The sequence below is a fragment of the Paenibacillus sp. GM2FR genome (assembly GCF_002803325.1).
Classification (GTDB): domain Bacteria; phylum Bacillota; class Bacilli; order Paenibacillales; family Paenibacillaceae; genus Paenibacillus_AQ; species Paenibacillus_AQ lautus.
The window spans coordinates 657,756-683,517 of sequence record NZ_MKZM01000008.1 but is presented as its reverse complement, the minus strand read 5'-3'; the positions used below and the strand labels follow the sequence as shown (position 1 = coordinate 683,517).

Genomic DNA, 25,762 nt, shown 5'->3' with positions numbered 1-25,762 from the left:
GCCTCGTAACATGAGTTTAAAGGCATATTTGATCAAGTATTAAAACCTGGTACTAAGACTTGGCTTAATGTTATTATAATCCCTTTCTCGGCAAAAAGAAATGAGGGATTCCACAAAAGGATGTTCTCATCCCTACAAACCGATGGCTCGTCCATCCACCGCAAGCATCGCTTCGCCTATGATTTCGGATAATGATGGATGGGCATGCACCGCCGCTCCCACTTCCCATGGAGTCGCATCCAGTACTTGTGCCAGAGCCGCTTCGCCGATCAGCTCGGTTACATGCGGGCCAATCATATGCACGCCCAGAATATCTTGCGTCTTCTGATCGGCAATGACCTTCACGAACCCCTCTTTCGTTCCGTGGATCAACGATTTGCCAATCGCCGAGAACGGGAATTTTCCGATCCGGATCTCATGTCCGGATTCTTTGGCCTGCTTCTCCGTCAGTCCGACGCTGGCTACCTCATGACGGGTATAGATGCAGCGAGGGATCCATTCACTGCGGTAGGCTTCCGCCTTCTCGCCTGCCAGATGGTTCACGGCTGCAATCCCTTCGTGGCTTGCCGCATGGGCAAGCTGAAGACCCCCGATGCAATCGCCGATCGCGTAAATATGGGGTTCCGTTGTTTGCATATTGGCATTCACCACAATGACGCCGTTCGCAACCCGAACGTCCGTATTTTCAAGTCCGATATTTTCAGTATTGCCGATTCTGCCGACAGAAAGGAGCAGCTTGTCCGCTGACAATGTTCTTGTATCGTCCTTTTGCTCGATCGTGATGGACACGCTTTGATTCCGAACCTCACAGCTGTCGGTTTGAAGTGAAACGTTGGTGATCACCTCTACGCCTCTGGCGGTGAGCATCTTTGTCAGCTCACGTCCAATCTCCTCGTCTTCGGCTGGCAGCAGATGTGGCGAAGCTTCCACAATCGTGACCTGAACGCCAAAATCATTCAGCATCGAAGCCCATTCCACGCCGATTACGCCGCCTCCTACGATGATAATGGATGCAGGAAGCTCATCCAGCTGAAGCGCATGGTCGCTTGTCAGTATATGTATGCCGTCAGGCTCAAGTCCCGGTAAGTGACGTGGACGCGAGCCGGTCGCGATGATCAGATGAGTGGGAACCACGGTTTCCATCTCGCCATCCGGAAGCTCAACCGCCACTGCGCCGCTGCGCGGAGAGAAGATGGACGGGCCGATGACTCTCCCTTTGCCTTGCACGACGGTAATTTTATTTTTGCGCATCAAATATTGAACGCCCTGGTGCAGCTTATCGACGATACCGTCTTTGCGCTTTTGCACTTTGTCAAACGATAACCGGACCCCATCCGTCTCGATTCCGTAGCTCTCGCTATCCTTCATTTCCGCATACAATTCGGCACTCCGAAGCAAAGATTTGCTCGGAATACAACCGCGGTGCAAGCAGGTTCCCCCCAATTTGTCCTGCTCGATGATGACCACATTTTTACCAAGCTGGGCTGCACGGATGGCCGCAACATATCCACCGGTTCCCCCGCCAAGAATTGCTACATCACATGTTATAGCCACAAACGGCACCTCCATAATAAGTCCAATTATACACTTTCATTGTACTCTCTTTTTTTCGGATTACAAAATCATCATCCATAATCGAAATAGACATACCCCTATGAAAAAGGTATGATAAACGGTAGTTCATTACATCAGTCGCAGGAAGGAATCTTCTATGAAAATGTTAATTTCCCGCTTTATTGCCATCTTGATTTTAGTTATCCCGGGTTTTATGGCAATGAAGGGTTTCTTAATGATGAAAGATGCGGTTTTTCTATATATTTCCGTTCATGGGGATGACAGCGTGGCAAACCCCGCTTTCGGGTGGCTGCCTTTTCTAGGCGGGCTGGCCCTGTTTGTCATCGGTATCGGATTCTTGGGCGGCTGGATTCTGTTCCGGGACCGCAAGCGAAATTACGTTGGACCCCGATTCAAAAAGAAGCGCCAGGCGCCGAAGTCAGGAACGCCATCTAAAAGCTAATCATGCGATATCAGGAAGCCCATGCTTCGTATGTTTACCGCTTTATGATATTTCCAAAAAAAACACCGGGGAGCCATCCCCGGTGTTTATCATATGTTCTGGACTCCGCCGTTTATTCCATTAGTGCGTCCTTCAGTTTACTCGACATCCTCGTTTCTCTGGACGTCGCTTTCAGCGCGGTTTTCCGCAGATTAAAATTTTGTTTCGTCAAAACTTCCAGCTCTTCATACATCGCATGGATTAGCGTTAGGGCTTCCGGAGATAAGCCTCCTTTGGATTCTACCTCTCGAATACGCTCTTTCCATGCTTCCATCTTGTCGCTCATGCTGATCTTCCTTTCAGGGCACTTCCCTCTTGTCTTTCTTCAAATGATGTATCCAATCACTCCGCTAGCGAACCTGCAAATCGGCGGACAATTCAGCAATCAATTTCGGCATCCAATCGTGCAGATCCCAGAATTTAAAGCCGGCAGCTGCCGCTCTGGCATGATCCATCGTCCAATCTCCAGGAATTCCGAACGGGGACATGTGATCAGGTGGTGCCGAAGACTGCAGCGGTGCCGACCTACCAATTTCCTGCTGGATCAGGCTCATCATTTCCCGGACCGAAATCGTTCCGCTGGAGCAAGCATTTACCGGGCCTTCCCATTGGACTTGACCTGCCCATTCCAGAAACTCTGCCGCTTCCTCGGCATGCACAAACGAGATTTGGGCGTCAGGATCAGGCAAACCAATAGCTTCACCGCTCGCTGCATGCTCAATATGAAAATGCAGTCTGCGCGTGTAATCATCCGGTCCCAGCACAATCGGCAACCGGACTGCGGTAACGTTCAGGTTATGGCGACCGAATAATACCGCCTCCGCCTGGCGCTTGCCTTCCTTATAGCTGTAGTCCCTGCTTTCGTTCATCATAACAGGGTATCTGTACGGATCAAAGTCCTCTTCCCTCAACGGGTGATCCGCAAAATCATATACCGATAACGTGGAGGTCAGCACGTATTGTCCAATTCGTCCGGCAAAGATGTCTGCAGCTTGTCCCGCTTCTTCCGGAGTATAACATATATTATCATACACGATATCAAAGTCCTGGCTTCCCACTGCCTGTTTTAAACTTTCCGGATCCTTCCGATCCACGGCAAGCCGCGAAACGGCACCCCCGAATGAATCCTGGTGATGTCCACGCGTCAAAATCGTAACGGCATCGCCTTTAGCCAGCAGCCGGTTAACCAGCCTTTTACCGAAAAAGCGGGTCCCGCCCAATACTAATATCTTTGCCATTTATAATTCCTCCTTACCAGGAAATAAGAATATATCGCTAATCGATTTGTGCTTTATACATCCTTAACCATTTCATAAAACCATCTGTCCCTTTTTCTCCATCCATATCGAAGACTCCTTCTTTTTTCCTATTTTATATTCTGCCGCTTACCTCCTAGAATGTAAAAAACCGACCAAGCTGTTAAGCTCAGTCGGTCTGATGTTTGTTAATCCTTCCGGTCACAACCCCAATGACAAAGTCGGCATCATGGCTTGGAGACCGGTTCATGATCCGCTCTTGGCACCCCGAAATTCGGCGTTCCGTCTTCGTTCCATCGGATGACCTGTACACGCGTATGACGGTTCGGATCATATAGTGGATCCCCGACGATCTCCTTGTAACTTCTTGCATGGTATACCAAAATGTCCTGCAAGCCGTCCTCGGAAATCGTGAAGCTGTTGTGCCCCGGACCATATTGGCCATTGGCTTCAGATGTCGTAAATACAGGTACAGGCGACTTGACCCAGGAGCTCGGATTCAGCAAATCACTGTCTTCATCGGCTGTCAGCAGCCCCATCGCATAGTTGTGGTCCGTGGCGCTCGCGGAATAGGTCATGAATATTCGCCCGTTTCGCTTAAGAACGGCGGCCCCTTCATTCACAAGATACCCGATCTTCTCCCAATCGTACTCGGGAACCGATATGCATACCTGTTCCCCTGTCAGGGTCCAGGGGTTTTCCATCAATGAGATATACAGATTGGAATTGCCTGGAATGCCCGGATCTTTCTGAGCCCATACATAGTACCGTTTGCCTTTATGCTCAAACGTCGTTGCGTCCAAGGCGAAAGATTCCCACTTCGTGATCACTTGCCCCTTCTCCACCCATTCCCCTTCGAGCGGGTTCGCCGAAGCGTTCTCCAATACGAACATGCGGTGATCGAACAATCCGTCCCTCGTTTCTGAAGTATGGGCAGCGGCGTAATACACATACCATTTGCCATCCATATAATGAATCTCGGGTGCCCATATGTTGGCACTCATCAGGCCTGACTCATGCTTGCGCCAGATCGTAATTCCTTCGGCATCCGCAAGCCCTTGAATCGTTTGCGAGCGTCTAAGCTCAATTCGGTCGTACTCCGGCACGGAACCGGTAAAGTAATAATAACCATCGGTATGTTTATAGATCCAGGGATCTGCCCGCTGTTCGATCAGGGGATTTTTTATATATAATTCAGTCATGGTGACGACTCCTATACCTTATAGTTTGACTTCCGCTAGCTTTCTATTTTTACTAACTTCTATGAATCCAATCTTCTTGCTATCCTTTGATGCCTGCGTTTAAGTTGATCGACTGCACAAAATATTTCTGGGCAAACAGGAACAACAGCAGCGTCGGAATGATGGCCAGGATCGCAGAACCCATCAATTGTCCGATCATGCGGTAATTGCCGTAAATGTCCTGCAACAACAGCAGTCCTGCTGTGACCGGCATCTTCTCCACATCCGTATACACGATGACGGGCCAAAGGAAATCATTCCAGGAACCCGTGAATGAAAACAGGCCGCATACAATCAATACAGGTTTCATGAGCGGTAAAATAATAGAGTAATAGATTCTAAAATCTCCCGCTCCATCCACGCGCGCCGATTCATCCAAATCCTTGGGAACGCCCATCATGAATTGTCGGACCAAAAAAATGTTCCCCATCCCGGCCAAGCCAGGAATGATCATCGCCCAAGAGGTATTCACCCATCCCAGCGCATCAATGATTTTATAAGACGGGATCAGATTCACTACCCCAGGAAAAAAGGAAATCCCAAGCAAGGTAAAGAACAAGGTGTCCCTTCCTTTAAAGTTCATGCGCGAGTATCCATAACCGGTAATGGAAATAACGACGATCACGAGCAGCGTATGCATCGTGGCAATAAAAACGGAGTTCATCAACCAGCGCAGAATGGGCGCTGTCGATGTATTTTGCAGGATCGCGACATAATTTTCGAAAATCCAGCTATCAGGCAGCAGACTGAACCCGCTGGATACCACCTCGGCCTGGGACCGAAAAGATGTGGTAATGCCAAATATGACCGGAATCGCCCATATCACACACAGCAGGATGAGAAATGTATACGCAATATATTTTGACACGCTAATGTTGGTTGAAGCCTTCTTCGGACCAGAGCGACCAAGCTTGGAATCCGCGTTCACTTCATGTACTACCGGGTTCGACATTGCACAGTACACCTACCTTTTATCGTTTCCGTCGTTTGCAAGCTGAACATGCTGCTAGGACGCGTTTCGGTTCATCACATAATACTGAAGAGCTGAAATGACGAGAATGACCAGTCCGAGCAAAACGGCCATCGCGGAAGCCATGCCCGCAATCGATTCTCCGTGACCAAAGGCCAGCTGCCGGATATACATCATCAATACGGTTGTGCTCTGTCTAGGTCCTCCGTCCGTCATCATCAATGGCTGACCGAATACGTTAAAGGCTCCGGCTGTCGTCATAACAAAGGTATAGATCAGCGGGAAACGAATGGAAGGCAGCGTAATGCTTGAAAATCTGCGGACAGGCCCCGCTCCATCCATCTCGGCCGATTCATACAAATCCTTGGACACTCCGCTTATGGAAGCCCGGTAGATAATCATGTTCCCGCCGACTCCGCCCCACACCGTAATGACAATAATGATCAGCCAGGCATAGGGCTGGTTGGCCGCCCAGACCGTTTCGGAGCCGAAGATATTATTCGTGATCCCAAGCTGCTTATTGAATATTAAAGACCAAATCAGTGCCGCTGCAGAGATCGAAATGAGTCCGGGAATATAGAGAATGGACTGAATGACATTTTTCATTTTCACTTTTTTGTGCTCGAGCGATACGGCAATCATTAACGGGATGATGATTAATATAGGTACACTTAGAACAACAAAAATCAGTGTATTTTTTAATCCATTCATAAATTGGGTATAAAAGGTGGACTCCGTGTCAAACAGAATCGTTTTATAGTTGGCCAAGCCAACCCATACAGGATCATTGATCAGATTCCACTGCGTAAAGGAAGCATAAATCCCGTATAGGGTCGGCAATAGAATAAATACGATAAAAAGTATCAAATGGGGACCTACAAAGAAATAAGGCGTCAACGACTTCTTATTCATACCCTTTCATTTCTCCTTTGGAAAAGCAAAGTGTCATGAAAGCAAGGACACTTTGCTTTTTTTCAATCATGCTCTGCTGTCATTTACTTTGCGGCACTGTTGCCTTCCGCGATTTTATCCTCTACAAATTTTTGCATCGTCGCCAGGGTTTCGTCGATATCGACATTGCCCCGTACGATATCCGCTGCATATGTATCTACAGCCTCCGCTACGTATGGATAGTATTCGTAAGTGTAAATGTACAAGGATTCAACTTCTTTTTCGTTGGAGGTAAAGAATGACTGTATATAGTTTTTGTAGTCGGGGCTCTCAATGACTTGTTTACTCGCTACGATCTGTCCCGCTTTTGCCCACTCAATCGAGTTTTGGCGAATGAATTCCAGGAACTGGCCGATGGCTTGCTCTTTTTCATCCGTTCTCTTGTCGTTCTTCAGCATGGAGAATAAGTGCGAAGAGGCTCGGTTTGTATACTTGTCCGCACTCGTCGAATAAATGTTCGTTACGCCAAAGTCCAAGCCATCCACTGTTGCGTGTGCCGTCGAGCTCCATGTGCCGTCTGTTGAGAATAAAACGTTTCCAGCTTGGAACATCAGGTATCCGTCCTCACCAAAAGGGGTCATCAAGCCCGCATCCGATATTTTCTTAATCTCCGTAAACGCTTGTTTCATGGCTTCTGTATTCACGGCAGGTTTGCCGTCTTGTTGAATGTCGCCGCCCAGGTTCTGGATTTGCGCTAACACAACCCAGCCCAATAGAGCGTCATTAATAACGTAATCGCCTTCATCCAGCTTGCCTTGCAGCGACAAAATTTCATCAATGGTAACCACATCATCATCCAAGAAGCTTTCTACATTGTATTTTTTGAGCAAGTTTTTATTGTAGTACATTGCATTGCTGTGTATATCAAGCGGCACCGTATATTGGGTACCCTCTACGTTTCCCGTTGCCCAGGCCTGCGGCAAATAATTATCCGCTTTCAATTCTGGTTGAGCTTGCATGACTGCCGTCATCGGCTCCAACACGCCTTGCTTAACAAAGCTTGGAACGCGGTCCGCGTGAATAATGGACAGATCAGGAACGCCTTTGCCTGAATTAAGAACTGTAGATATTTTTGTATACATGTCCGAGGTAATCACATGCTTCACTTTATACTCGGGATTGGTGGCGTTGTAATCCTTCACAAGTTGATCCATGTAAGCCCCGTCATCACCCGTCAAAGGCGTCCAAAAGGTGATGGTGTTCTTGTCCCCGTTGCCACATCCCCCTAGTACCGCTACCGCTAACATTACAAGTATCAGTGAAACCCCCATTTTTTTCTTCAACAAACTCTCCTCCTATTACTAATCATTTGGTTAATCATTCACTGGCTTGGATCATGAAAACGATTAACTTTGGTTCAGTATACACTCGTAATGAAAACGGTGTCAATAACATATATATAAATCTTTATTGTTAATTTATCGTTTAATTAACATTTATATTAATCATAAGTTTGAAAAATTGTTGTATTAAATGATAAGATTTATATACAGGTTAATAAAGCATATGTTATGATGCATATTAGTTAATGAACACTGTTTATGAAAAACTTGTTGAAAGAAGTGGTCATATGCAATTGGAAATAGACAAGTCATCGCTTGTGGTTTACGAGGCTTTGGCCAGCGAAGTTCGAATCAAGATTATTCAGCTGCTCTCGAAAAACAAAATGAATATCAAAGATTTGGCCCAAGAACTTCAAATCAGCAGTCCGATTGTGACAAAACATATTAAAAAGCTCGAAGATGCAGGCATTATCCGGACTGAGAAAGTGCCGGGAAAATCGGGACAGCAGAAAATCTCGATCCTGAAGGTGGATCATATCGAAATCAACTTCCCGAAAAAAATCTTTCATTCCTTTGCTTCGTATGAGGCTTCGGTGCCGATCGGACATTACACCGATTATGACCTGAAGCCTACCTGCGGCCTTGCGACCGAGAAGGAATTTATCGGGCGGGTTGACGAGCCCAAGTACTTCATGGATCCCAAGCGTGTGGATGCAGAAATTCTGTGGTTTACCGAGGGCTTTATCCAATACAACATCGCTAATTTCCTTCAAAAGGATGAAAAACTGCAGCAGTTCGAAATCAGTTTGGAGATTTCCTCGGAGTTTCCTTTTTCCAATGATGTCTGGCCCTCCGACATCACCTTCTCCTTAAACGGCATTGAACTCGGCACGTGGACAAGCCCGGGGGATTTTGCGGATACAAGGGGGAAATATACGCCTGCATGGTGGCCACACAATATCAACCAATACGGACTGTTAAAAACGATACGAATTACGAGCCACGGTACTTATATCGATGGCGACCCGCTCTCCGCTGTCTCCGTAGATGATTTGGATGCAACCTGTGATCGCTGGACCTTTCGAATTGAAGTGAAGGAAGATGCAAGGCACGTTGGAGGCGCCACATTATTCGGCAAGAAGTTCGGGAACCACGAGCAGGATATCCAGTTCAAAATGTATTACCTGTGAGGGCAATCGAAGGAACGTAACACTGAAGGATATTTACCGGGTTAGTAACCTAAATGAAAACAAACCAGCCGCATTAACGGCTGGTTTGTTTTGTTGAAAGTCCATGACAAACATAAAATCACTCCTTCACTGGTTACGACGACGCAACCAATAAAGGAGTGATTTCAATGTTCCGCGCAAGTAGACATTTAGGTGCCACAACTTCATTCCCCTAAATCCCTTCCTTAGTCCTTACCCTTTCAAGAAACCTTATGCTCAATTCTCAGCTTATCCGCGACCATCGCGATGAACTCGCTGTTGGTTGGCTTGGATTTGCTGATGTTGATGGTGTAGCCGAACAGATGGCTGATCGAATCGATATTCCCGCGAGTCCAGGCTACTTCGATAGCGTGACGGATCGCACGTTCCACTCGGGAAGGCGTTGTCTTAAATTTCTCAGCGATGGCAGGATACAACGTTTTCGTGATCGCACCAAGAATTTCGATATTGTTGTATACCATGGTAATGGCTTCACGCAAATATTGGTAGCCCTTGATATGAGCGGGAACACCAATCTCATGGATAATCGAAGTGATATTCGCGTCCAGATTTTTGCCTTTGCCCATGGGAACAACATTGGATTTCATACTTGTAAATGGCGCGCCTGACGAAATGCTGCCGGACGAGCCAACGAGTTGACGAATGCGGCTGGCGAGTACCTCCATATCAAACGGCTTCAAAATATAATAGGAAGCGCCCAATTGTACAGCTCGCTGCGTAATATTTTCCTGACCAAATGCCGTAAGCATGATCACTTTCGGCTGCGGAGACAAATTCATATCGCGTAATCGTTCAAGTACGCCAAGGCCGTCCAAGTGAGGCATAATAATGTCAAGGATCAGCACATCCGGTACTTTTCCCGATTCCTCAATCATGCTCAGTACTTCTTCGCCATTATAAGCGATTCCGGATACCACCATATCTTGTTGATCCGAAATGTATTCACCAAGCAGGTTTGTAAACTCACGGTTGTCGTCTGCCAATAATACCTCGATCTTTTGCAATTCGTGCTCCTCCTTTATCAGATCAGTTGTTATTTTAGAACATTTTCTTGTGTATAAAGTTTTCGACATACTCATTTAAATTCCTTCTGTCGAAAATTATTTTTCTTTATTTTTTTTTGAAGTTGATTTATAATTAAATATTTTGTTTCAAATTAATCTCTAATTCGTTATTTTACGACAAAAAATCTCAAGGCATTAACCTGCCTTAAGATTTTGAGGAGTTGATTCTGTAGATTGTAGTACGCCGGAGTCCTGAAGCATCCATTCGATAAAGCATCCATACCCCGATTTCGGATCATTTACAAAAACGTGGGTTACCGCTCCTATCAGCTTGCCATCCTGAACGATTGGACTGCCGCTCATGCCTTGTACGATTCCGCCTGTCTTCTTAAGCAGTCTCGGATCGGTAATACGAAGTACAAGTCCTTTCGTTGCGGGAGTATCCTGTTTGGAGACGTGTACGATCTCCACTGTAAAACGTTCAACCTCTTGGCCTTCTACGACAGTTAAAATTTCTGCAGGACCTTCCTTAACCTCATGGGATAAAGCTACGGGTATTGGCTCCTGATACAAACCGTGTTCAGGAAGATTATTCATTTTACCGAAGATTCCGAAATGAGTATTACGCTCAACATTGCCCAATATCTTGCCGTCTTTTGTGAAGGTTGCCCGTTTTTCTCCCGGCTCGCCTTCTTCACTTCGGCTAATGGATGTAACGTTGGACTGAACGATCTGGCCGCTTCCAACATCAATGGGGGTTTGAGTATTCATATCGGTAATGACATGGCCCAGAGCTCCGTAGACTTTTTGGTGAGGCGCATAGAATGTTAAAGTTCCTACACCTGCTGCAGAATCACGGATATACAGACCAAGGCGCCAGCTTTGATCTTCTTGATCATATGCCGGACTGAGCTTTGTTGTCATTTCTTTGCCGCCCCGCTTAAAGGAGATATCCAAGGGCCGGTTGGCTTCACCGGCCTTCTTGACGATGTCAGCGACCTTTGTTACATCATTAAGCGGCTTTCCATCCATCTTGGTAAGCAGATCGCCAACCCTCAGGCCAGCTGCTTCTCCAGGAGACACTTTAGCACCGTTTTGAACGCGTACCAGATGATGCCCAACGACCAGTATACCGGAGGATTTCACTTTGACGCCGATGGTTTGACCTCCTGGAATGACCTTGAGTTCGGGGATCACCTTCACATGAACTGTCTTCAGAGGAATTTTACCAAATAATTTCAGGGTAACTTCGGCATTTCCGCTTTGCTGGGGATTCAGCTGCAGTGGATGCTTTAGCGATACTTGAAGTTTTGACTCGCGGGAGCCGTTGAGCTGCAGGACATCCGGGCGATCAACTGAAGCGAGGGCTTGAACAGGCATGGCAACATCAAGACGGGACTGCTGACCGGAAATCAATCTCAGCTCATTGGGCAATGAAGCAAAAGACTGGACAGGATCAGCAGTTCCAATGAAACAAAGAAGGAAAGCAAGAACGAAACCGAGCAGTTTTCTCCTGAGGTTGGGCTTCAATGGCTGTCACGCTCCCTTTTTCTTCTTTCGCTTGACGAAAAGGTGGTCGCCAATTGCGTACCTTTAAGTTACCCTGCCCTTAAGGATTTATAACTGTCAATCATTGACCCAAAGCCTTTCTGGAAGCCTTTTGCGCTGCCGCCAGATTGAGCATTTCTTGGGCATGATGAAGTGTCTTTTCGGTGATCTCGACTCCGCCAAGCATCCGTGCAAGCTCCTTTACACGCCCCTCTTCATTCAGGTTTTCTACTTGCGTCATCGTTCTGGAGGCTTCCAGCTTCTTCTCGATTAAATACTGATGATCCGCCATGCAAGCGACCTGCGGCAAATGCGTAATGGAGAACACCTGACAGGTTTTGGCCAACAAAAACAGCTTCTCCGCAATCGATTGGGCAGCCCTTCCACTGACACCTGTGTCGACTTCATCAAAGATTAAGACCGGTATTTGATCATGACGGGCAAATATACTCTTCATCGCCAGCATAATTCTGGACATTTCTCCACCCGAAGCAATTTTGGCAAGCGGACGCAGAGGCTCACCCGGATTGGCGGATATCAGGAATTCAGCCGTATCCATACCTTGTCTGGTCAACCTTACTTTATGTCCTTCATATTTGTAACCGTTAGGATCCAGCTGCAGTTCCATCCGAACCTCAAGCGAGGTTCGTTCCATTTGAAGATCCTTCAGTTCCCCCTCCACTTGCCGTGCTAAATCTTGCGCACACTGCTTGCGGGCAATACTAAGCTCTTTAGCGCTAACCAACAGCACACTTAACAGCTCGTCACGACGCTGTTCCAACGCTTGAATAAATTCGTCCTTATTCTCCAGCATATCGGTTTCCTGCTGAATTCTCACGTAGTATTCCAGAATTTGCTCTACATTATCCCCATATTTTCGGCGCAATCCGGAGATCATATCTAAACGAAGCTCAATTTCATTCAGCCGTTCCGGATTGAATTCAATGCTGTCGCGATAATCCCTGAGCTGGAATACCGCATCCTCCAGCTGATAATAAGCGGATTGCAGCTGCTCAACAAGCGGCTTTAGCCCCTTCTCATCGTACCCGGACACATCCTCCAATCGAGATAGGGCACGGCTGACGGATTCCAGTCCCGAGGACCCGTACAATAGGTCGTATGCTCCGGCAACGGAATCCATCATCTTCTCGCTGTGGGACAGCTTGGTTCTTTCTTCGGACAATTCCTCGTCCTCACCGGTTTTCAACTCCGCAGCCGCGATCTCCTCCAGCTGAAACCGATACATATCCAGCATTTGATACGCCTTCTGGCTGGTCTCCTGCAGGTCCTTGAGCTCTCTCTCGACTTTACTGAATTCTCCGTACAACGCTTGATACTTCTGCTTGGCAGGCCCTATGACCTTATCCCCGTACGTGTCCAGAAGACCCATATGCTGCTCTGAACGCAGCAAGCTTTGATGTTCATGCTGACCATGGATATTGATGAGCTTTTCTCCAACTTCACGCAGCATGCTTAAGTTTAGCAGTTGTCCGTTAATACGCGACGTGCTTTTTCCTTGAGATGTCAGTTCTCTCCGAATTAATAAATGCTCTTCCGGATCCGCTTCAACCCCCAGCTTCTTCAGTGTTTCCCATACGGGATGCTCCACAGGCAGCTCAAACAGAGCTTCAATCTCCGCTTTGTCGCATCCGTAGCGAATCAGATCAGCCGAACCGCGGCCGCCAGCAATTAATCCGAGCGCATCAATAATGATGGACTTACCTGCTCCGGTTTCCCCCGTCAGTACGTGAAATCCCGGATAAAAATGCACATCCACGCTTTCTACAACAGCCAGATTCCGAATGGATAGCGTGTTTAACATGTTTCCCACCTCCGCTACTGCTTAAAACTGCCAATGAATCACAATGTTTATTACGAAATGAAATTTTTAATTTGGGCAACGACATGTTCCCCGTCATCTTCCGTTCGGCAAATCAGCAATATCGTGTCATCGCCGCAAATGGTGCCCATGATCTGGGACCATTCCATATTATCGAGCAGCACGGCAACCGAATTAGCTGTCCCGGGCAAGCATTTCATGACTACAAGATTACCGGTACGGTCAATGTAAACAAAATTATCGACAAGCGCTCTTTTGAGCTTCTGCACAGGGTTATAACGCTGATCCGTCGGCATGGAGTATTTATATCGCCCATCATCTGTAGGCACCTTAATGAGCAGCAGTTCTTTTATATCACGTGAAATCGTAGCTTGAGTGACCTGAAAACCTTCCGCACGCAATGCGTCTACAAGCTCATCCTGTGTCTCAATATCCTGGTGGGTAATAATATCCCTGATTTTAATATGGCGTTGTCCCTTCATAAAGAGCCTCCTGAGTATTAACTGTTGTAATCATCTTGACCAATCCATTCTTCGTCCGACCAATCCATGCTTAAACGGTGAATCGACTTCTCATTCACGTCGATATAGAGCAGACCGGCACATTCGGGATACAGCAGCAAAAACGGCATCAACCGATCGCGAATGCCAGAGCCCGTCCACTCGACCGGCATCCGTTCCCGTGCCAGCTTCACCATGTACAGCTCGCCACTGTCATCGGATGCAACGTAATCTATAAACAACCGACTCAAGATGGGTCTCTGTCCCGTTTCAAATGACAAGTTTATTTTTACTTTGCCCCCAACCACGTCATATCCTTCTCGTTCGAGCATCCCAATGGCTGGGTGATCTGGAATGTGTTCATTTATCGGGATGCCCGGCAATCGATCCGGTGATGGCGACATCAGCCAACGATTCAGCCTATAACCGATAAGCAAGGCAATGACGACACCAAGCAATATCATTAATAACCAATCATAACGCTCATTCATCCTCTCACCTCGAATTTTGTATTCGCGGATGAGAACATGAATTCCTCTTTTTCAACAAAAGAAACCCATCATTTCGATGAGTTTCCTGTGAATGTATGAGCCGCTTGCGTTACGACGGTATCAATCCATTGACTCAGATGGACAGAATCTTGTCCATCTTCCTGAGCCGGTTCTTCCGAGCTTTCAGTAACCTCTGGCTCTAATCGCCAGTGGGCCAGGAATTCGATATTGCCTTCCCCTCCCGTAATCGGAGAGAACGTAAGATTTTTTAATTTAAACCCAATTTCATCCGCAAACGTCAGCACCTGCGTTAAGACTTCCCTGTGCACCTTTGGATCTCGAACCACACCGGATTTACCAACCTTCTCCCGCCCTGCCTCAAATTGAGGTTTGATCAGAGCAGCTACATCGCCCGGTTTATCCAGGAGCATCTTCAAAGGCGGTAAAATAATGCGAAGGGATATAAACGAAACGTCAATGCTGGCAAAATCAGGCCGAGGGCCACTCAAGTCGTCCGGCGTCATATAGCGGAAATTCGTCCGCTCCATGACACACACGCGTGCATCGTTACGAAGCGACCAATCCAGCTGGTTATAACCGACGTCAATCGCATACACATAACTGGCCCCGTGCTGGAGCGCGCAATCCGTAAAGCCGCCAGTTGAAGAGCCGATATCCAGCATCGTGCGCCCCTTCATATCGATGTCGAATGAACGAATCGCTTTTTCAAGCTTTAATCCACCACGGCTGACATAGGGATGAACCGAGCCTTTGACTTTCAGTTCGGACGTCCTTGGAATTTTCATACCGGCTTTCTCGATCCGCTCGGTTCCGGCATAGACCAGGCCCGCCATAATCGCAGCTTTGGCTTTTTCGCGACTCTCATAATATCCCTGCTCTACAAGCAGGATGTCAATTCGTTCTTTCTGAGATGAATCCATATTATACTCCTGATGGTTTACTAAGACATAAAACTTCTCTTGCCGAGTACGGCTGTCCGGGCATTCTTCAGGCTCCGGATCTCCTGACAAACCGATTCCAATGTCAGCCCTACTTCTTCACGCTGCTGCGGTATGCTTCCGTGCTCAATAAACCGGTCTTCGATCCCCATTAAAGATACGACCGCATCATGGATTCCCTGCTCCGCAAAGAACTCCAGAACCGCGCTGCCCAGACTACCCGCTTGCGAAGCTTCCTCCAGAACCAGCATCGACGTCCCCGTCTCCGCCAGATTCCGCAGCATGCCTCCATCAAGCGGTTTAAGGAAACGGGCATTTACGACTTCTACCGTAATGCCTTCCCGCTTGAGCTGTTCGGCCGCTTCTTCAGCCAATTGAACCATAGGACCCGATGCCAGAATGGCGTATCCTTCGCCAGGACGAACGACTTCCCAAGTCCCGATAGGAATCGGTACCAGCTCGGTGTCCATGGGAACGCCGCGCACATTGTTCCGAGGGTAACGGTAAGCAATAGGTCCCTCATTATAATCGAGCGCTGTTTTCATCATATGACGAAGCTCGTTCTCGTCTTTTGGCATCATAATGACGATATTAGGTATATGACGCATGAAGGCTACGTCATATACCCCTTGATGGGTTTCGCCATCTGCACCGACAAAGCCAGCACGGTCAATCGCAAACATCACGTTGGCGTTATGGCGGCAAATATCATGCACGATTTGGTCGTATGCACGCTGCATAAACGTGGAATACACCGCAAACACAGGCTTCATGCCTTCCATTGCCAATGCTGCGCATAAGGTCGCGGCATGCTGCTCGGCAATCCCCACATCGATCATACGGTCAGGGAATTTCTTGCTGAACGGGATCAAACCGGAGCCTCCCGGCATCGCCGGCGTGACGGCAACGATCCGTTTGTCCTGTTCCCCCAGCTCAACCAGAGTCTGTCCGAACACTTCCGTGTACATCGGATTTCCTACCGCTTTAAGCACTTGACCGGATTCAATCTTATACGGCGTGATCCCGTGCCATTTATGAGAATCGGATTCGGCCGGCCGGTATCCCTTGCCTTTGGTTGTGACGGCATGAATCAGAACGGGTCCGTCCACATTGTCGGCCTGCTTTAACGTATCGATCAGTTTGTTCAGATCATGTCCGTCTACAGGCCCCAGATAGGTAAATCCTAGCTCCTCGAATAAAACGCCGGGAACCATCATATATTTAAGGCTGTCCTTCATCTTCTCTGCCGTCTTGGCGAGTTTGCCGCCGATGGCAGGAATTTTCTTCAGGAGCATTTCCACTTCGTCCTTGGCACGAAGATAATAACGATCAGAACGGATCTTGCTTAAGTAATTGTGCATGGCACCCACATTCGGTGCAATTGACATTTCGTTGTCATTCAGGATGACCATCAGCTTTTTCTGCTCGTGGCCAATATGGTTGAGCGCTTCAAAGGCCATGCCCCCGGTAAGGGCACCGTCACCGATCATGGCGATAACCCGGTTGTTGTCACCTTTCAGATCACGCGCCATCGCCATGCCCATTGCAGCAGACAGCGAGGTGCTGCTGTGTCCTGCTTCCCAGACATCATGCTCGCTTTCGGAACGCTTCACGAAGCCGCACAAGCCTTTGTATTTACGGAGCGTATCAAATTTATCCATCCGTCCGGTCAAGATCTTGTGTACATAGGCTTGATGGCCCACGTCAAAAATCATCTTGTCACGAGGGCTGTCAAAGCAATAGTGCAAGGCCAGCGTGAGTTCAACCACTCCCAGATTCGGTGCAAGATGGCCACCGGTAACGGACAGCTTTTCGATTAGAAAATGACGGATTTGTCCTGCTAAATCCTCGAGTTCGTCTACCGATAGATGTTTAAGTTGTTCGGGATGTTTGATATTTGGAAGAAGCACGAAGAATCTCCCCGCTTTCCTTGATTAAGTTTACGTTTCTTTAGCTGATATGAATTCAGCCATTAACAGACATTATATCACAAAAAAACCGTTTGCATGTAAAGCGTGGTTAGTGATCCCGCGCCATCAAGAAATCTGCGATCTCCAGCAATCTTGAGGGGTCATTGAAATTCCCTTCTGAAATGGCCCGCTTGGCTTCTGCTGTCAGGCGCTCAACTTCACGCCTGGATGCGTCCAAACCGATGAAGAACGGATACGTTACTTTTTCCTGTTTCACATCGCTTTGTACCGGCTTCCCAAGCTTGGACTCATCCCCGACCAGATCCAGAATATCATCTTGAATCTGAAAAGCAAGGCCGATATGATGCCCGAAGGTTCGCAAGGATTCGATTTGGGATTCCGAACATCCGGCAATATGCCCGCCTGCCATCAGCGAGAACATGATCAGATCACTCGTCTTGTGCAGGTGGATATACTCAAGCTGCTCTAGCGTCGTTATCCCTTGTTCGCCCTCCATATCGGCAACCTGACCGCCTACCATCCCCCGCGGACCTGCATACTCCGCAAGATCCTCGACAATCGACAGCACACGTTCAGCCGGAACCCCATGCTTTCTGGAAGCCTGGATTACGCTGTAAAAGGCATGCGTCAGCAAGGCATCACCGGCCAAAATAGCGCTCGCTTCGCCAAAAACCTTATGATTCGTTGGCTTGCCGCGACGATAATCATCATCATCCATCGCTGGCAGATCATCGTGTATAAGGGAATATGTATGGACCATCTCAACAGCGCAAGCGACCGGAAGAGCTGCATCACGATTTCCACCTCCGGCCTCGCAAGCCGCAATGACAAGCAGCGGACGCATTCGCTTGCCGCCTGCCATTAAAGAATACGACATGGACTGGCGAAGGGTTTCAGGAACTTTCCAACTTGGCGGAAAAAGATTGGTTAATTCGCTATCCAGTCTGTCCCAAATCTCATTCATATATTGTTTAATCGGAAGTCTGTTATTCACCCAGTTCACCTGTCTCATCAAGCGTTCCACCAAAAGGCTTACGCTTCAGTTCTCCGCCTTCTTCCACGATCATTTCGATTTTTTGCTCAACCTGCTCCAGCTTTTTGCTGCACATCTGCGACAGCTTCATGCCCTGTTGAAATAAGTCGATCGCTTTTTCCAGCGGCACGTCTCCATCTTCCAACTGCTCTACAATCGTCTCGAGCTGAGCCATCGCTTCTTCAAAACTGATCTCTAATGTTTCATTCGCCATTTTCTTCATCCTCCTTCATTCCCCACACTTGACACTGCAGCTGTCCATCACTGACCCTCACGTTAACCAAATCGCCTAACTGGACATCTTCGATGGATTTGACAAGCTTTTGCTCTTTCTCGTCATACACGAGACTATATCCTCTGGACATAATTTTCAGCGGGCTGAGCGCATCGAGATGCCTCATTTCGGTTTGCAGCTGCGACATCTTGGATTTCATAATCGACTGCATGGCATTCATTAACTGCCGGCTGACCTGATCTTTTCTTCTCGCGGCGAACTCCGCTTGGGTTCGCGGATTATACCGGATTAATCCCTGATGCAGTGATTTTTGCCGCTGGCGGACCAGGGATAACCGGGATTTCAGGTTGCCCTGCAGCCGCTGGGACAGCATGTCCAATCGTTCGGCATGTTGAAGCATATACCGGCGAGGATGAACCAGAACCGGGGAACGCTGGAGCGAAAGTAAACGTTCACGACTCCGCTTAAGACGCTGTTGTAGTCCCTGGTTCAGCTGGCGCTGTCTTTGAACAAGCTGCCCCCTTAGTTCCGCACTGCTCGGTACCGCGAGTTCCGCGGCTGCCGTTGGCGTAGCGGCTCGTAAATCCGCAACAAAATCGGCGATCGTAAAATCCGTTTCGTGTCCAACGGCGGAAATGACGGGAATATCGGATTGATAAATAGCTCTTGCAACGATCTCCTCGTTAAACGCCCACAGCTCTTCCAGTGATCCGCCACCGCGCCCAACGATGAGCACGTCAGCTTCAGCCATGTCATTCATCGTTCGAATAGCCTTCACGATCGAAGGAGCTGCCCCTTTGCCTTGAACCAGCACCGGATATAGTATCGATCTCGCCTGAGGGTACCGTCTCCGGATCGTGATCATAATATCCCGAACAGCGGCACCCGTCGGCGAGGTAATAACACCAATCGTCTTGGGATAACGAGGCAAAGGCCGCTTGCGCTCGGCTGCAAACAAGCCCTCTTCCTCCAGCTTCGACTTCAGCTGTTCATAAGCAAGGTACAAACTGCCGATCCCATCAGGCTGCATTTGGACCGCATAAAACTGATACTGTCCATCCCGCTCATACACTGACACATTGCCCCGGGCAATGACGCGAGAGCCTTCCTTCGGTATAAAAGGGAGCCTCTGGTTATGAGTCGCAAACATGATCGCACGAATCCGGCTGCCTTCATCCTTTAAGGTAAAGTACATATGTCCGCTGGAATGATGGGTGAAATTCGAAATTTCACCTCGGATCCATACGTCGGAGAGCCTGGAGTCGCCTTCCATTTTCATGCGGATATAACGGTTTAAATCCTTAACGGATAATATTCGTCCTGGATCTGCCGACTTCATATCAGCTCAACCCATTCAGCCTTTTGGCGGCTATCAAGGTATTCTGCATGAGCATGGTAATGGTCATGGGTCCCACCCCACCGGGAACCGGAGTAATCGGACCGGACACTTCCTTCACACTCTCAAAGTCAACGTCGCCGGCAAGCTTTCCGTTCTCCAAACGGTTCATGCCGACATCAATCACGACGGCGCCGGGCTTCACGTAACTGGCATCAATCATATTCGCTCTGCCGATCGCAACGACCAGGATGTCTGCTTGACGAGCGATTTCAGCCATATTCCCCGTTCTGGAGTGACACATCGTAACGGTGGCGTTCTCGCGCTGGAGAAGAAGTGATACCGGTTTGCCGACGATATTGGATCTTCCGATTACAACAGCATGCTTGCCTGCAATCTCAATGCCCGTCCGCTTGATCATTTCAATCACGCCGGCAGGCGTGCACGGCAGCAGACTGTCATCGCCTATTACGAGGTTACCCACATTAACCGGATGGAAACCGTCCACGTCCTTTTCCACGGCGATCGCGTCAATGACGGCCTTCTCATGGATGTGCTTTGGCAAAGGCAGCTGGACCAGGATTCCGTGAATAGATTCCTGAGCGTTGAGCTTGTCCACGAGCGCCAGCACTTCTTCCTGGCTGGATTCCGCGGAAAGACGGTGCACCTCGGAATAAAAGCCCAGATCCTGACATGCTTTCTCCTTGTTGCGAACGTAAACATGCGAAGCCGGATCATCACCTACAAGTACAACAGCCAAACCAGGACGGACATTCTGCTTGGACAATTGTTCTACTTCTAACGCAATCCCCTTGCGAATTTCTTCAGAAATCTGTTTTCCGCTAATTATCGTTGCTGCTGTCATCCTAATCTCTCCTCCATTATGATTGAATGATATCGTTTCAGGCTAAGCTTTAGCGTACAGATTAAGACTGACGCAGCTTCACCTTGACTTGATCCAGCTCCTGAATCATTCGGCCCAGTACGCCGTTGACGAATTTCCCTGACTCCTCGGTTCCGAAATGCTTGGACAACTCAATCGCTTCATTAACAGCTACCTTGCCAGGCACATCTTCACGGGAGGTCAGTTCATATACAGCCAGACGCAGGATTTGACGATCCACACGGGAAAGACGACTTACCTGCCAGCCTTTTAAATAATGAGCGAGCAGTTCATCAATCGAATCCTTGGATTCCCATGTTCCATTGACCAATTGCAGCACATACTCCTTCATTTGAACTTCGTCGCCGATGACCCGCTCGGTCTCATTTTCTTCGGCCGCTTCCGAGAGCAGCATCGACACGGCTTCCACACTGTCGACTTCGTTCATCTCCATCTGGTAAAGGCTTTGAACGACAATCTCTCTTGCTACACGTCTTTTCATTTTGTTCCTCCTGTGGACCCTGCTGAATCCATTTTTCTAATTAGTATGATCCATTTGCCGTCAAGACTTGACAACAATTAAAACACCAAAAAAAAACCTGTGAATATCTCTCTCCGCAAAAAAGGCGCACTACACCTGTCCTCAGCATTTTTTCCGGAGAAAGCATATCACAGGGTTCATTTAAACGGCCGCCAGCGCTCGGAAAGCCATCGTCCCCATTCCTGAAAGTGGAACATGGAGCCCTGCTTCAGATCCTTGCGCTTGCCAAATATATAGCCGATAAATACCACTAATGCAAAGAACAGCATATCCCAAAAACCGGATAATAAGTAAATCAGTCCGCACACAAGCCCGCCGGTCACCCCGGCAATTCTTCCTCTGTGACTCTCCCATATTTCTTTCCAAGGCATTGGGGAAGCTCACCTCTATTCCACGCGGCTCTTGAAGCTTGGTGCCTGAACCACGTTAGCAATATATACGGATACGGATGACACGGGTATTCCTGTTGTATCTTCAACAAAGTCGTGCACCTGCTTCTGCACTTCCGTTGTCAGCGTAGGAATGGATTCCTCACCATCTACCACGGCGCGAATCGCAATATCAAGACCCGATTGGGATACCTTGATCCGGGATTTCAAATCCTTGACTCCACGGACGCGCGAAGCCGCCTTCAGGCATAGATTCTCGATCGTCTCCACCGAGATTTGGATGTCACCAAATTCCGTGCGCTGATCGATGGAATTCAGGTTCGAGCGATCGCGCCTTACGGAGATGTAGAAGAAACGGATGCTCAGCAAAAACAAAACCGCAGCTACGATAATTCCAGCCCAGAAAAGGCGTTGTTCCTGAACACTCGTTAATTCATACGGAACAGCGCCACTCAACAGGAGGATGGCAACTACGGATATAACACCGATACTTAAGCTGTAGATAAACAGCAAAAGTCTGTCCATAATTTTGGCCACGATTCAGCACAGCCTCCTTAAAATTAGATTAAACCCTCGACATCGCTGCCCAGGGCTAGCCTGAAACTATTCTATTTCACGCGTTGAGCCAGATCCAATTCTTCCGTCTTCTCTACGGATTTCATGAAATGGACATCATGAATATGTACATTGACTTCAATCACCGTAAGCCCTGTCATATTCTCAATCGAACGTTTCACGTTGCGCTGGATTTCTCCGGCTACTTCAGGAAGACGATGGCCATACTCCACGATGACGGATACGTCAACAGCAGCTTCCCGTTGTCCAACTTCCACTTTGACACCCTTGGATAAATTCTTGCGTCCGAGCAATTCGGCAATGCCGCCTGCAAAGCCTCCGCTCATCCCTGCAACCCCACGTACTTCTACCGTAGCAAGTCCAGCGATGACTTCAATAACCTCCGGTGCAATCTGAATCTCACCGATATCTGTACGTTCAAATTCTGTAGGCAAAGTTTCCGCCATTGTCTCAACACACCTTTCGGAATAAGTTAGCGGATGCACCCGAACTGCATAAGGCATGCGCTCTTATTACTCATACTATACCATTTGGCCAAGTTTATGACAAACTTGGCCAAAGGTTTCAAATCTCATTTTCTTCCAAAAATTTAATATCGAAGTCACCCTTCAAGAAGGTAGGATGGTTCATCAGTTTCTGATGGAACGGGATGGTTGAATAGATCCCTTCAATCTCGAATTCACCCAAAGCGCGCTTCATCTTCGCGATGGCTTCATCGCGGGTCGGCGCCCATACAATCAGCTTGGCAATCATCGAATCATAATAAGGCGAAATGGTATAACCTGGATACGCCGCACTGTCTACCCGCACGCCAGGACCTCCTGGAGGCAAATAGAACTGAATGGTTCCAGGGGCAGGCATAAAGCCCTTGTCCGGATTCTCGGCATTAATCCGACACTCAATGGACCAGCCATTAATAACGACTTCCTCTTGAGTGAAAGAAAGCGTGTTGCCCTCCGCAACGGAGATCATTTCCTGAATCAGATCAACCCCGGTCACCATCTCGGTCACCGGATGCTCCACCTGAATCCGCGTGTTCATCTCCATGAAGTAGAACTGACCGTCCTGGCCGAGCAAAAATTCAAGCGTACCTGCACCGGAATAATTAACGGCCTTCGCGGCGCGAACGGCGGCTTCGCCCATCCGGCTGCGTACCTCTTCACTTAGCACCGGACAAGGAGCTTCCTCAACAAGCTTTTGTCTCCGGCGCTGCACAGAACAGTCACGCTCCCCGAGATGCACGGCGTTGCCATGTTTGTCGGCGATAATTTGAATCTCTACATGCTTCATGCCGGTCAGATATTTCTCCAGATATACGCCTGCATTGCCGAAGGCCTTCTGGGCTTCCTGCTGTGCGTTTGTAATCTGTTTAACCAGCGATTCTTCATCCTCGGCGATCCGAATTCCCTTACCTCCGCCACCTGCAGTAGCTTTGATAATGACGGGATATCCGATATCACGGGCAAGCATAACGGCTTCGTTCAGATCCTCGACCAATCCGTCGGATCCCGGAATAACCGGAACACCTGCATCCTTCATCGTCTGCTTCGCAACAGCCTTATCTCCCATACGGTTGATCGCGTCAGCGGAAGGACCGATAAAGGTAATGTTGCAGGATTCACAAATTTCCGCGAAATCCGCGTTCTCGGCCAAAAAGCCGTAACCGGGATGAATGGCGTCACACTCGGTCAGTGTGGCAACGCTCATGATATTGGTGAAATTCAAATAGCTGTCTTTCGATAACGTAGGGCCGATGCAATAGGCCTCATCCGCCAGGCGAACATGCAGGGATTCCCGGTCCGGCTCCGAATATACGGCAACGGTTGCGATGCCGAGTTCCCGGCAAGCCCGGATGATACGAACGGCAATCTCTCCCCGGTTCGCGATAAGCACTTTTTGAAATGTCATGCAGTAACCTCCTTCGGACTCTTGCGACTCTCGTTCTTGGCGAGTCCCTCCATATTACTCCGGTTTCACCAGAAACAGAGGCTGCCCGAATTCTACAAGTTGACCGTTCTGCGCGAGAACCTCTACGATTTCGCCTTTGATCTCTGCTTCCAGTTCATTCATCAGTTTCATGGCCTCAATGATGCAGACCGTCGATTTTTCTGTCACCTTGTCCCCGGGACTGACAAACGGCCCAGCCTCAGGTGATGGGGAACGATAGAAGGTTCCTACCATCGGTGATACGATTTTATGTAATGAGCTGTTGCTATCCTCCACTGAATCCTGCTGTGGTGCCGCTGCAGGTGCTTGATTCGCCGTATTCGGCTGTGCGATCTGTGGTGCCATCACTTGCTGTGCCGGAATGTACGTTTGCGGCGCTGCCTGATAGTTGTTAACAACCTCGGCTGCGTTGGGTTTCTTAATGGATAAGCGTGTACCTTCGCTCTCAATTTCCAGCTCATGCACGGAAGTTTGATCCACCAGCTTAATAAGTTCCTTGATCTCGTTTAATTTAAACATTATCGACGTTCACTCCTTCACTTTCTTGGAAGCCCTTGCTTAGGACAGTCAGTCAATAGCTTAGAGTATTATATCACAATCGAGCGAAATAGAAAGAGCCCAAGGCAATCCTTAGACTCTTTCGGGTTTATAGTATAACCGTGATTTATGTTGAAATCTGCTGACAAGGTTATGGCGCAACATATTGAACGGTAACTTTATCCGGCGAAACCTTCAATTCCTTCATTACAAGACTCACAATGCCGGCTGCACCTTTGGCATCGAGTTTCTCACTCAGAACGACCACATTATACTTCTCGCTCTCTTCCTTCACAACGGCGTTGCCGTATTGCTGCTGCAGCGCTTCCTCGATGCTGAGAATCACTTCCTCTTTCGCTTCGGCCGCTTTCAGCTGCTCGGTAGCTTGAGCTGTTTGCTCCGGCTTATTCTCATGATTGTCGATTTTTGTCATTAACTCATCGTATAATTTCATGTTTTTTTGTGAGCGGTCCAATTTATAGGACTCCAACTGGGCTTCTGCAGATGATGCATTGGCAGCCACTTGCTCCAGCACTTCTTCATCGGATTTCTTACCATTCGTGGCGCTGCTTGTGTCTTTGGACTCCTCGGTTCCCTCTTTGCCTGTGCTGCTAGCGTCTTTGGAATTCTCGGCTCCCTCTGGGGATTCCTTCACTTCCGGCTCTTCCGTTTTGCCGGCTTCGCCGCTGGCTTTTCCTTGATCCCCTTGCTCACCCTGTGTTGCTTCTGCAGGATCTTCTGTGCCGGCCGCGCCTGTATCGCTCGTTCCAGTCCCTTGCTCATTGGCTCCGGAATCGCCGTCAGTACCTTCTTCAAGCACTTCGTTCACAACCAGCTCGTCGCCCGTACCTGCAGTTCCGTTTGCTTCTTGTCCGGCGCCTGGCTTCTGACCGTCCACTTGCGTGCTCTCGGCAACCGGCGGCGCTTTCGTTCCCGAATCGTCGGTGAATAAGTAGTAAGCTGACAGGATGACCATTAAACTAAGCATGGATACTAACCATATGGTTTGTCTTTTGTTATTCATTT

General features: G+C 48.4%; 27 protein-coding genes. 2 read left to right on the top strand and 25 right to left on the bottom strand.

What is annotated here, in order from left to right; genetic code table 11:
- Nucleotides 1-132: 132 nt before the first annotated feature.
- A complete protein-coding gene (gene lpdA, locus PAEVO_RS03270) occupies nt 133-1,554 on the bottom strand; it encodes a dihydrolipoyl dehydrogenase (protein WP_100536257.1) in 1,422 nt (473 codons plus the stop codon).
- 157 nt (nt 1,555-1,711) lie between these two features.
- On the opposite strand from lpdA, the gene PAEVO_RS03265 reads away from it, so the two are divergent.
- A complete protein-coding gene (locus PAEVO_RS03265) occupies nt 1,712-2,017 on the top strand; it encodes a DUF2627 domain-containing protein (protein ID WP_100536256.1) in 306 nt (101 codons plus the stop codon).
- Nucleotides 2,018-2,129: 112 nt separating this feature from the next.
- Here PAEVO_RS03265 and PAEVO_RS03260 read toward each other — a convergent pair whose 3' ends face one another.
- The 6 genes from PAEVO_RS03260 to PAEVO_RS03235 all read right to left on the bottom strand — a co-directional run bounded on the left by PAEVO_RS03260 (nt 2,130) and on the right by PAEVO_RS03235 (nt 7,760).
- Nucleotides 2,130-2,342: a hypothetical protein gene (locus tag PAEVO_RS03260; RefSeq protein ID WP_100536255.1), complete on the bottom strand. Its 213-nt coding sequence runs from the start codon at nt 2,340-2,342 to the stop codon at nt 2,130-2,132.
- A 64-nt stretch (nt 2,343-2,406) separates the two neighbouring features.
- Nucleotides 2,407-3,294: an NAD-dependent epimerase/dehydratase family protein gene (locus PAEVO_RS03255; protein ID WP_100536254.1), complete on the bottom strand. Its 888-nt coding sequence runs from the start codon at nt 3,292-3,294 to the stop codon at nt 2,407-2,409.
- Between the two features lie 245 nt (nt 3,295-3,539).
- A complete protein-coding gene (locus tag PAEVO_RS03250) occupies nt 3,540-4,514 on the bottom strand; it encodes a glycoside hydrolase family 43 protein (protein ID WP_100536253.1) in 975 nt (324 codons plus the stop codon).
- A gap of 79 nt (nt 4,515-4,593) precedes the next feature.
- Entirely contained in the window at nt 4,594-5,505 is a 912-nt protein-coding gene (locus PAEVO_RS03245; protein WP_100536252.1) for a carbohydrate ABC transporter permease, read from the bottom strand.
- A gap of 54 nt (nt 5,506-5,559) precedes the next feature.
- Nucleotides 5,560-6,435: a carbohydrate ABC transporter permease gene (locus PAEVO_RS03240; protein WP_071223867.1), complete on the bottom strand. Its 876-nt coding sequence runs from the start codon at nt 6,433-6,435 to the stop codon at nt 5,560-5,562.
- Between the two features lie 83 nt (nt 6,436-6,518).
- Nucleotides 6,519-7,760: an extracellular solute-binding protein gene (locus PAEVO_RS03235; protein WP_100536251.1), complete on the bottom strand. Its 1,242-nt coding sequence runs from the start codon at nt 7,758-7,760 to the stop codon at nt 6,519-6,521.
- A 284-nt stretch (nt 7,761-8,044) separates the two neighbouring features.
- Here PAEVO_RS03235 and PAEVO_RS03230 point away from each other — a divergent pair, with 284 nt between their 5' ends.
- Entirely contained in the window at nt 8,045-8,947 is a 903-nt protein-coding gene (locus PAEVO_RS03230; protein WP_100536250.1) for an ArsR/SmtB family transcription factor, read from the top strand.
- 239 nt (nt 8,948-9,186) lie between these two features.
- On the opposite strand, the gene spo0A is transcribed toward PAEVO_RS03230, so the two are convergent.
- The 18 genes from spo0A to PAEVO_RS03140 form a co-directional block, all read right to left on the bottom strand.
- Entirely contained in the window at nt 9,187-9,990 is an 804-nt protein-coding gene (gene spo0A / locus PAEVO_RS03225) for a sporulation transcription factor Spo0A (protein WP_100536249.1), read from the bottom strand.
- 195 nt (nt 9,991-10,185) lie between these two features.
- On the bottom strand, nt 10,186-11,520 hold the full coding sequence (gene spoIVB / locus PAEVO_RS03220) for a SpoIVB peptidase (protein ID WP_100536248.1): 1,335 nt from the start codon (nt 11,518-11,520) through the stop codon (nt 10,186-10,188).
- Nucleotides 11,521-11,620: 100 nt separating this feature from the next.
- Nucleotides 11,621-13,360: a DNA repair protein RecN gene (recN, locus tag PAEVO_RS03215; protein WP_100536247.1), complete on the bottom strand. Its 1,740-nt coding sequence runs from the start codon at nt 13,358-13,360 to the stop codon at nt 11,621-11,623.
- A 50-nt stretch (nt 13,361-13,410) separates the two neighbouring features.
- A complete protein-coding gene (gene ahrC / locus PAEVO_RS03210) occupies nt 13,411-13,860 on the bottom strand; it encodes a transcriptional regulator AhrC/ArgR (protein WP_100536246.1) in 450 nt (149 codons plus the stop codon).
- Nucleotides 13,861-13,877: 17 nt separating this feature from the next.
- Nucleotides 13,878-14,369 (bottom strand): hypothetical protein, encoded by a 492-nt coding sequence (locus PAEVO_RS03205; RefSeq protein WP_100536245.1) that lies wholly within the window; start codon nt 14,367-14,369, stop codon nt 13,878-13,880.
- A gap of 68 nt (nt 14,370-14,437) precedes the next feature.
- The gene (locus tag PAEVO_RS03200) at nt 14,438-15,310 is read right to left on the bottom strand and encodes a TlyA family RNA methyltransferase (protein WP_100536244.1); all 873 of its coding nucleotides are present in this window, start codon (nt 15,308-15,310) and stop codon (nt 14,438-14,440) included.
- 20 nt (nt 15,311-15,330) lie between these two features.
- Nucleotides 15,331-17,238: a 1-deoxy-D-xylulose-5-phosphate synthase gene (gene dxs, locus PAEVO_RS03195; protein WP_100536243.1), complete on the bottom strand. Its 1,908-nt coding sequence runs from the start codon at nt 17,236-17,238 to the stop codon at nt 15,331-15,333.
- Nucleotides 17,239-17,347: 109 nt separating this feature from the next.
- Complete coding sequence (locus PAEVO_RS03190; RefSeq protein WP_207797494.1) at nt 17,348-18,271, bottom strand: polyprenyl synthetase family protein; 924 nt, start codon at nt 18,269-18,271, stop codon at nt 17,348-17,350.
- Nucleotides 18,246-18,506: an exodeoxyribonuclease VII small subunit gene (gene xseB / locus PAEVO_RS03185; RefSeq protein WP_009591232.1), complete on the bottom strand. Its 261-nt coding sequence runs from the start codon at nt 18,504-18,506 to the stop codon at nt 18,246-18,248. Before xseB ends, PAEVO_RS03190 begins: the two co-directional genes overlap by 26 nt.
- Nucleotides 18,496-19,866: an exodeoxyribonuclease VII large subunit gene (gene xseA / locus PAEVO_RS03180; RefSeq protein ID WP_100536242.1), complete on the bottom strand. Its 1,371-nt coding sequence runs from the start codon at nt 19,864-19,866 to the stop codon at nt 18,496-18,498. The genes xseB and xseA overlap by 11 nt, the downstream gene beginning before the upstream one ends.
- A 1-nt stretch (nt 19,867) precedes the next feature.
- A complete protein-coding gene (gene folD / locus PAEVO_RS03175) occupies nt 19,868-20,728 on the bottom strand; it encodes a bifunctional methylenetetrahydrofolate dehydrogenase/methenyltetrahydrofolate cyclohydrolase FolD (protein ID WP_100536241.1) in 861 nt (286 codons plus the stop codon).
- 61 nt (nt 20,729-20,789) lie between these two features.
- Nucleotides 20,790-21,248, bottom strand: a complete 459-nt coding sequence (gene nusB, locus PAEVO_RS03170; protein ID WP_100536240.1) for a transcription antitermination factor NusB — start codon at nt 21,246-21,248, stop codon at nt 20,790-20,792.
- 176 nt (nt 21,249-21,424) lie between these two features.
- Nucleotides 21,425-21,658: a DUF2273 domain-containing protein gene (locus PAEVO_RS03165; protein ID WP_006209372.1), complete on the bottom strand. Its 234-nt coding sequence runs from the start codon at nt 21,656-21,658 to the stop codon at nt 21,425-21,427.
- A gap of 15 nt (nt 21,659-21,673) precedes the next feature.
- Nucleotides 21,674-22,213, bottom strand: a complete 540-nt coding sequence (gene amaP, locus PAEVO_RS03160) for an alkaline shock response membrane anchor protein AmaP (protein WP_100536239.1) — start codon at nt 22,211-22,213, stop codon at nt 21,674-21,676.
- A gap of 71 nt (nt 22,214-22,284) precedes the next feature.
- Nucleotides 22,285-22,698, bottom strand: coding sequence for an Asp23/Gls24 family envelope stress response protein (locus tag PAEVO_RS03155; protein WP_009591235.1), 414 nt, complete (start codon nt 22,696-22,698; stop codon nt 22,285-22,287).
- 118 nt (nt 22,699-22,816) lie between these two features.
- Nucleotides 22,817-24,160, bottom strand: coding sequence for an acetyl-CoA carboxylase biotin carboxylase subunit (accC, locus tag PAEVO_RS03150; RefSeq protein WP_100536238.1), 1,344 nt, complete (start codon nt 24,158-24,160; stop codon nt 22,817-22,819).
- Nucleotides 24,161-24,214: 54 nt separating this feature from the next.
- Complete coding sequence (accB, locus tag PAEVO_RS03145; RefSeq protein ID WP_100536237.1) at nt 24,215-24,718, bottom strand: acetyl-CoA carboxylase biotin carboxyl carrier protein; 504 nt, start codon at nt 24,716-24,718, stop codon at nt 24,215-24,217.
- Between the two features lie 169 nt (nt 24,719-24,887).
- Complete coding sequence (locus PAEVO_RS03140; protein ID WP_100536236.1) at nt 24,888-25,760, bottom strand: SpoIIIAH-like family protein; 873 nt, start codon at nt 25,758-25,760, stop codon at nt 24,888-24,890.
- Nucleotides 25,761-25,762 lie beyond the last annotated feature (2 nt).

Coding starts and splice junctions, on each gene's coding strand:
- PAEVO_RS03155 (WP_009591235.1), bottom strand. CDS start 22,698: ATGGCGGAAACTTTGCCTACAGAATTTGAACGTACAGATATCGGTGAG.
- PAEVO_RS03230 (WP_100536250.1), top strand. CDS start 8,045: ATGCAATTGGAAATAGACAAGTCATCGCTTGTGGTTTACGAGGCTTTG.
- PAEVO_RS03200 (WP_100536244.1), bottom strand. CDS start 15,310: ATGGATTCATCTCAGAAAGAACGAATTGACATCCTGCTTGTAGAGCAG.
- accB (WP_100536237.1), bottom strand. CDS start 24,718: ATGTTTAAATTAAACGAGATCAAGGAACTTATTAAGCTGGTGGATCAA.
- recN (WP_100536247.1), bottom strand. CDS start 13,360: ATGTTAAACACGCTATCCATTCGGAATCTGGCTGTTGTAGAAAGCGTG.
- PAEVO_RS03265 (WP_100536256.1), top strand. CDS start 1,712: ATGAAAATGTTAATTTCCCGCTTTATTGCCATCTTGATTTTAGTTATC.
- PAEVO_RS03260 (WP_100536255.1), bottom strand. CDS start 2,342: ATGAGCGACAAGATGGAAGCATGGAAAGAGCGTATTCGAGAGGTAGAA.
- PAEVO_RS03245 (WP_100536252.1), bottom strand. CDS start 5,505: ATGTCGAACCCGGTAGTACATGAAGTGAACGCGGATTCCAAGCTTGGT.
- PAEVO_RS03190 (WP_207797494.1), bottom strand. CDS start 18,271: ATGAGACAGGTGAACTGGGTGAATAACAGACTTCCGATTAAACAATAT.
- PAEVO_RS03140 (WP_100536236.1), bottom strand. CDS start 25,760: ATGAATAACAAAAGACAAACCATATGGTTAGTATCCATGCTTAGTTTA.
- ahrC (WP_100536246.1), bottom strand. CDS start 13,860: ATGAAGGGACAACGCCATATTAAAATCAGGGATATTATTACCCACCAG.
- xseB (WP_009591232.1), bottom strand. CDS start 18,506: ATGGCGAATGAAACATTAGAGATCAGTTTTGAAGAAGCGATGGCTCAG.
- nusB (WP_100536240.1), bottom strand. CDS start 21,248: ATGAAAAGACGTGTAGCAAGAGAGATTGTCGTTCAAAGCCTTTACCAG.
- PAEVO_RS03250 (WP_100536253.1), bottom strand. CDS start 4,514: ATGACTGAATTATATATAAAAAATCCCCTGATCGAACAGCGGGCAGAT.
- folD (WP_100536241.1), bottom strand. CDS start 20,728: ATGACAGCAGCAACGATAATTAGCGGAAAACAGATTTCTGAAGAAATT.
- accC (WP_100536238.1), bottom strand. CDS start 24,160: ATGACATTTCAAAAAGTGCTTATCGCGAACCGGGGAGAGATTGCCGTT.
- PAEVO_RS03205 (WP_100536245.1), bottom strand. CDS start 14,369: ATGAATGAGCGTTATGATTGGTTATTAATGATATTGCTTGGTGTCGTC.
- PAEVO_RS03255 (WP_100536254.1), bottom strand. CDS start 3,294: ATGGCAAAGATATTAGTATTGGGCGGGACCCGCTTTTTCGGTAAAAGG.
- xseA (WP_100536242.1), bottom strand. CDS start 19,866: ATGAAGTCGGCAGATCCAGGACGAATATTATCCGTTAAGGATTTAAAC.
- PAEVO_RS03240 (WP_071223867.1), bottom strand. CDS start 6,435: ATGAATAAGAAGTCGTTGACGCCTTATTTCTTTGTAGGTCCCCATTTG.
- PAEVO_RS03165 (WP_006209372.1), bottom strand. CDS start 21,658: ATGCCTTGGAAAGAAATATGGGAGAGTCACAGAGGAAGAATTGCCGGG.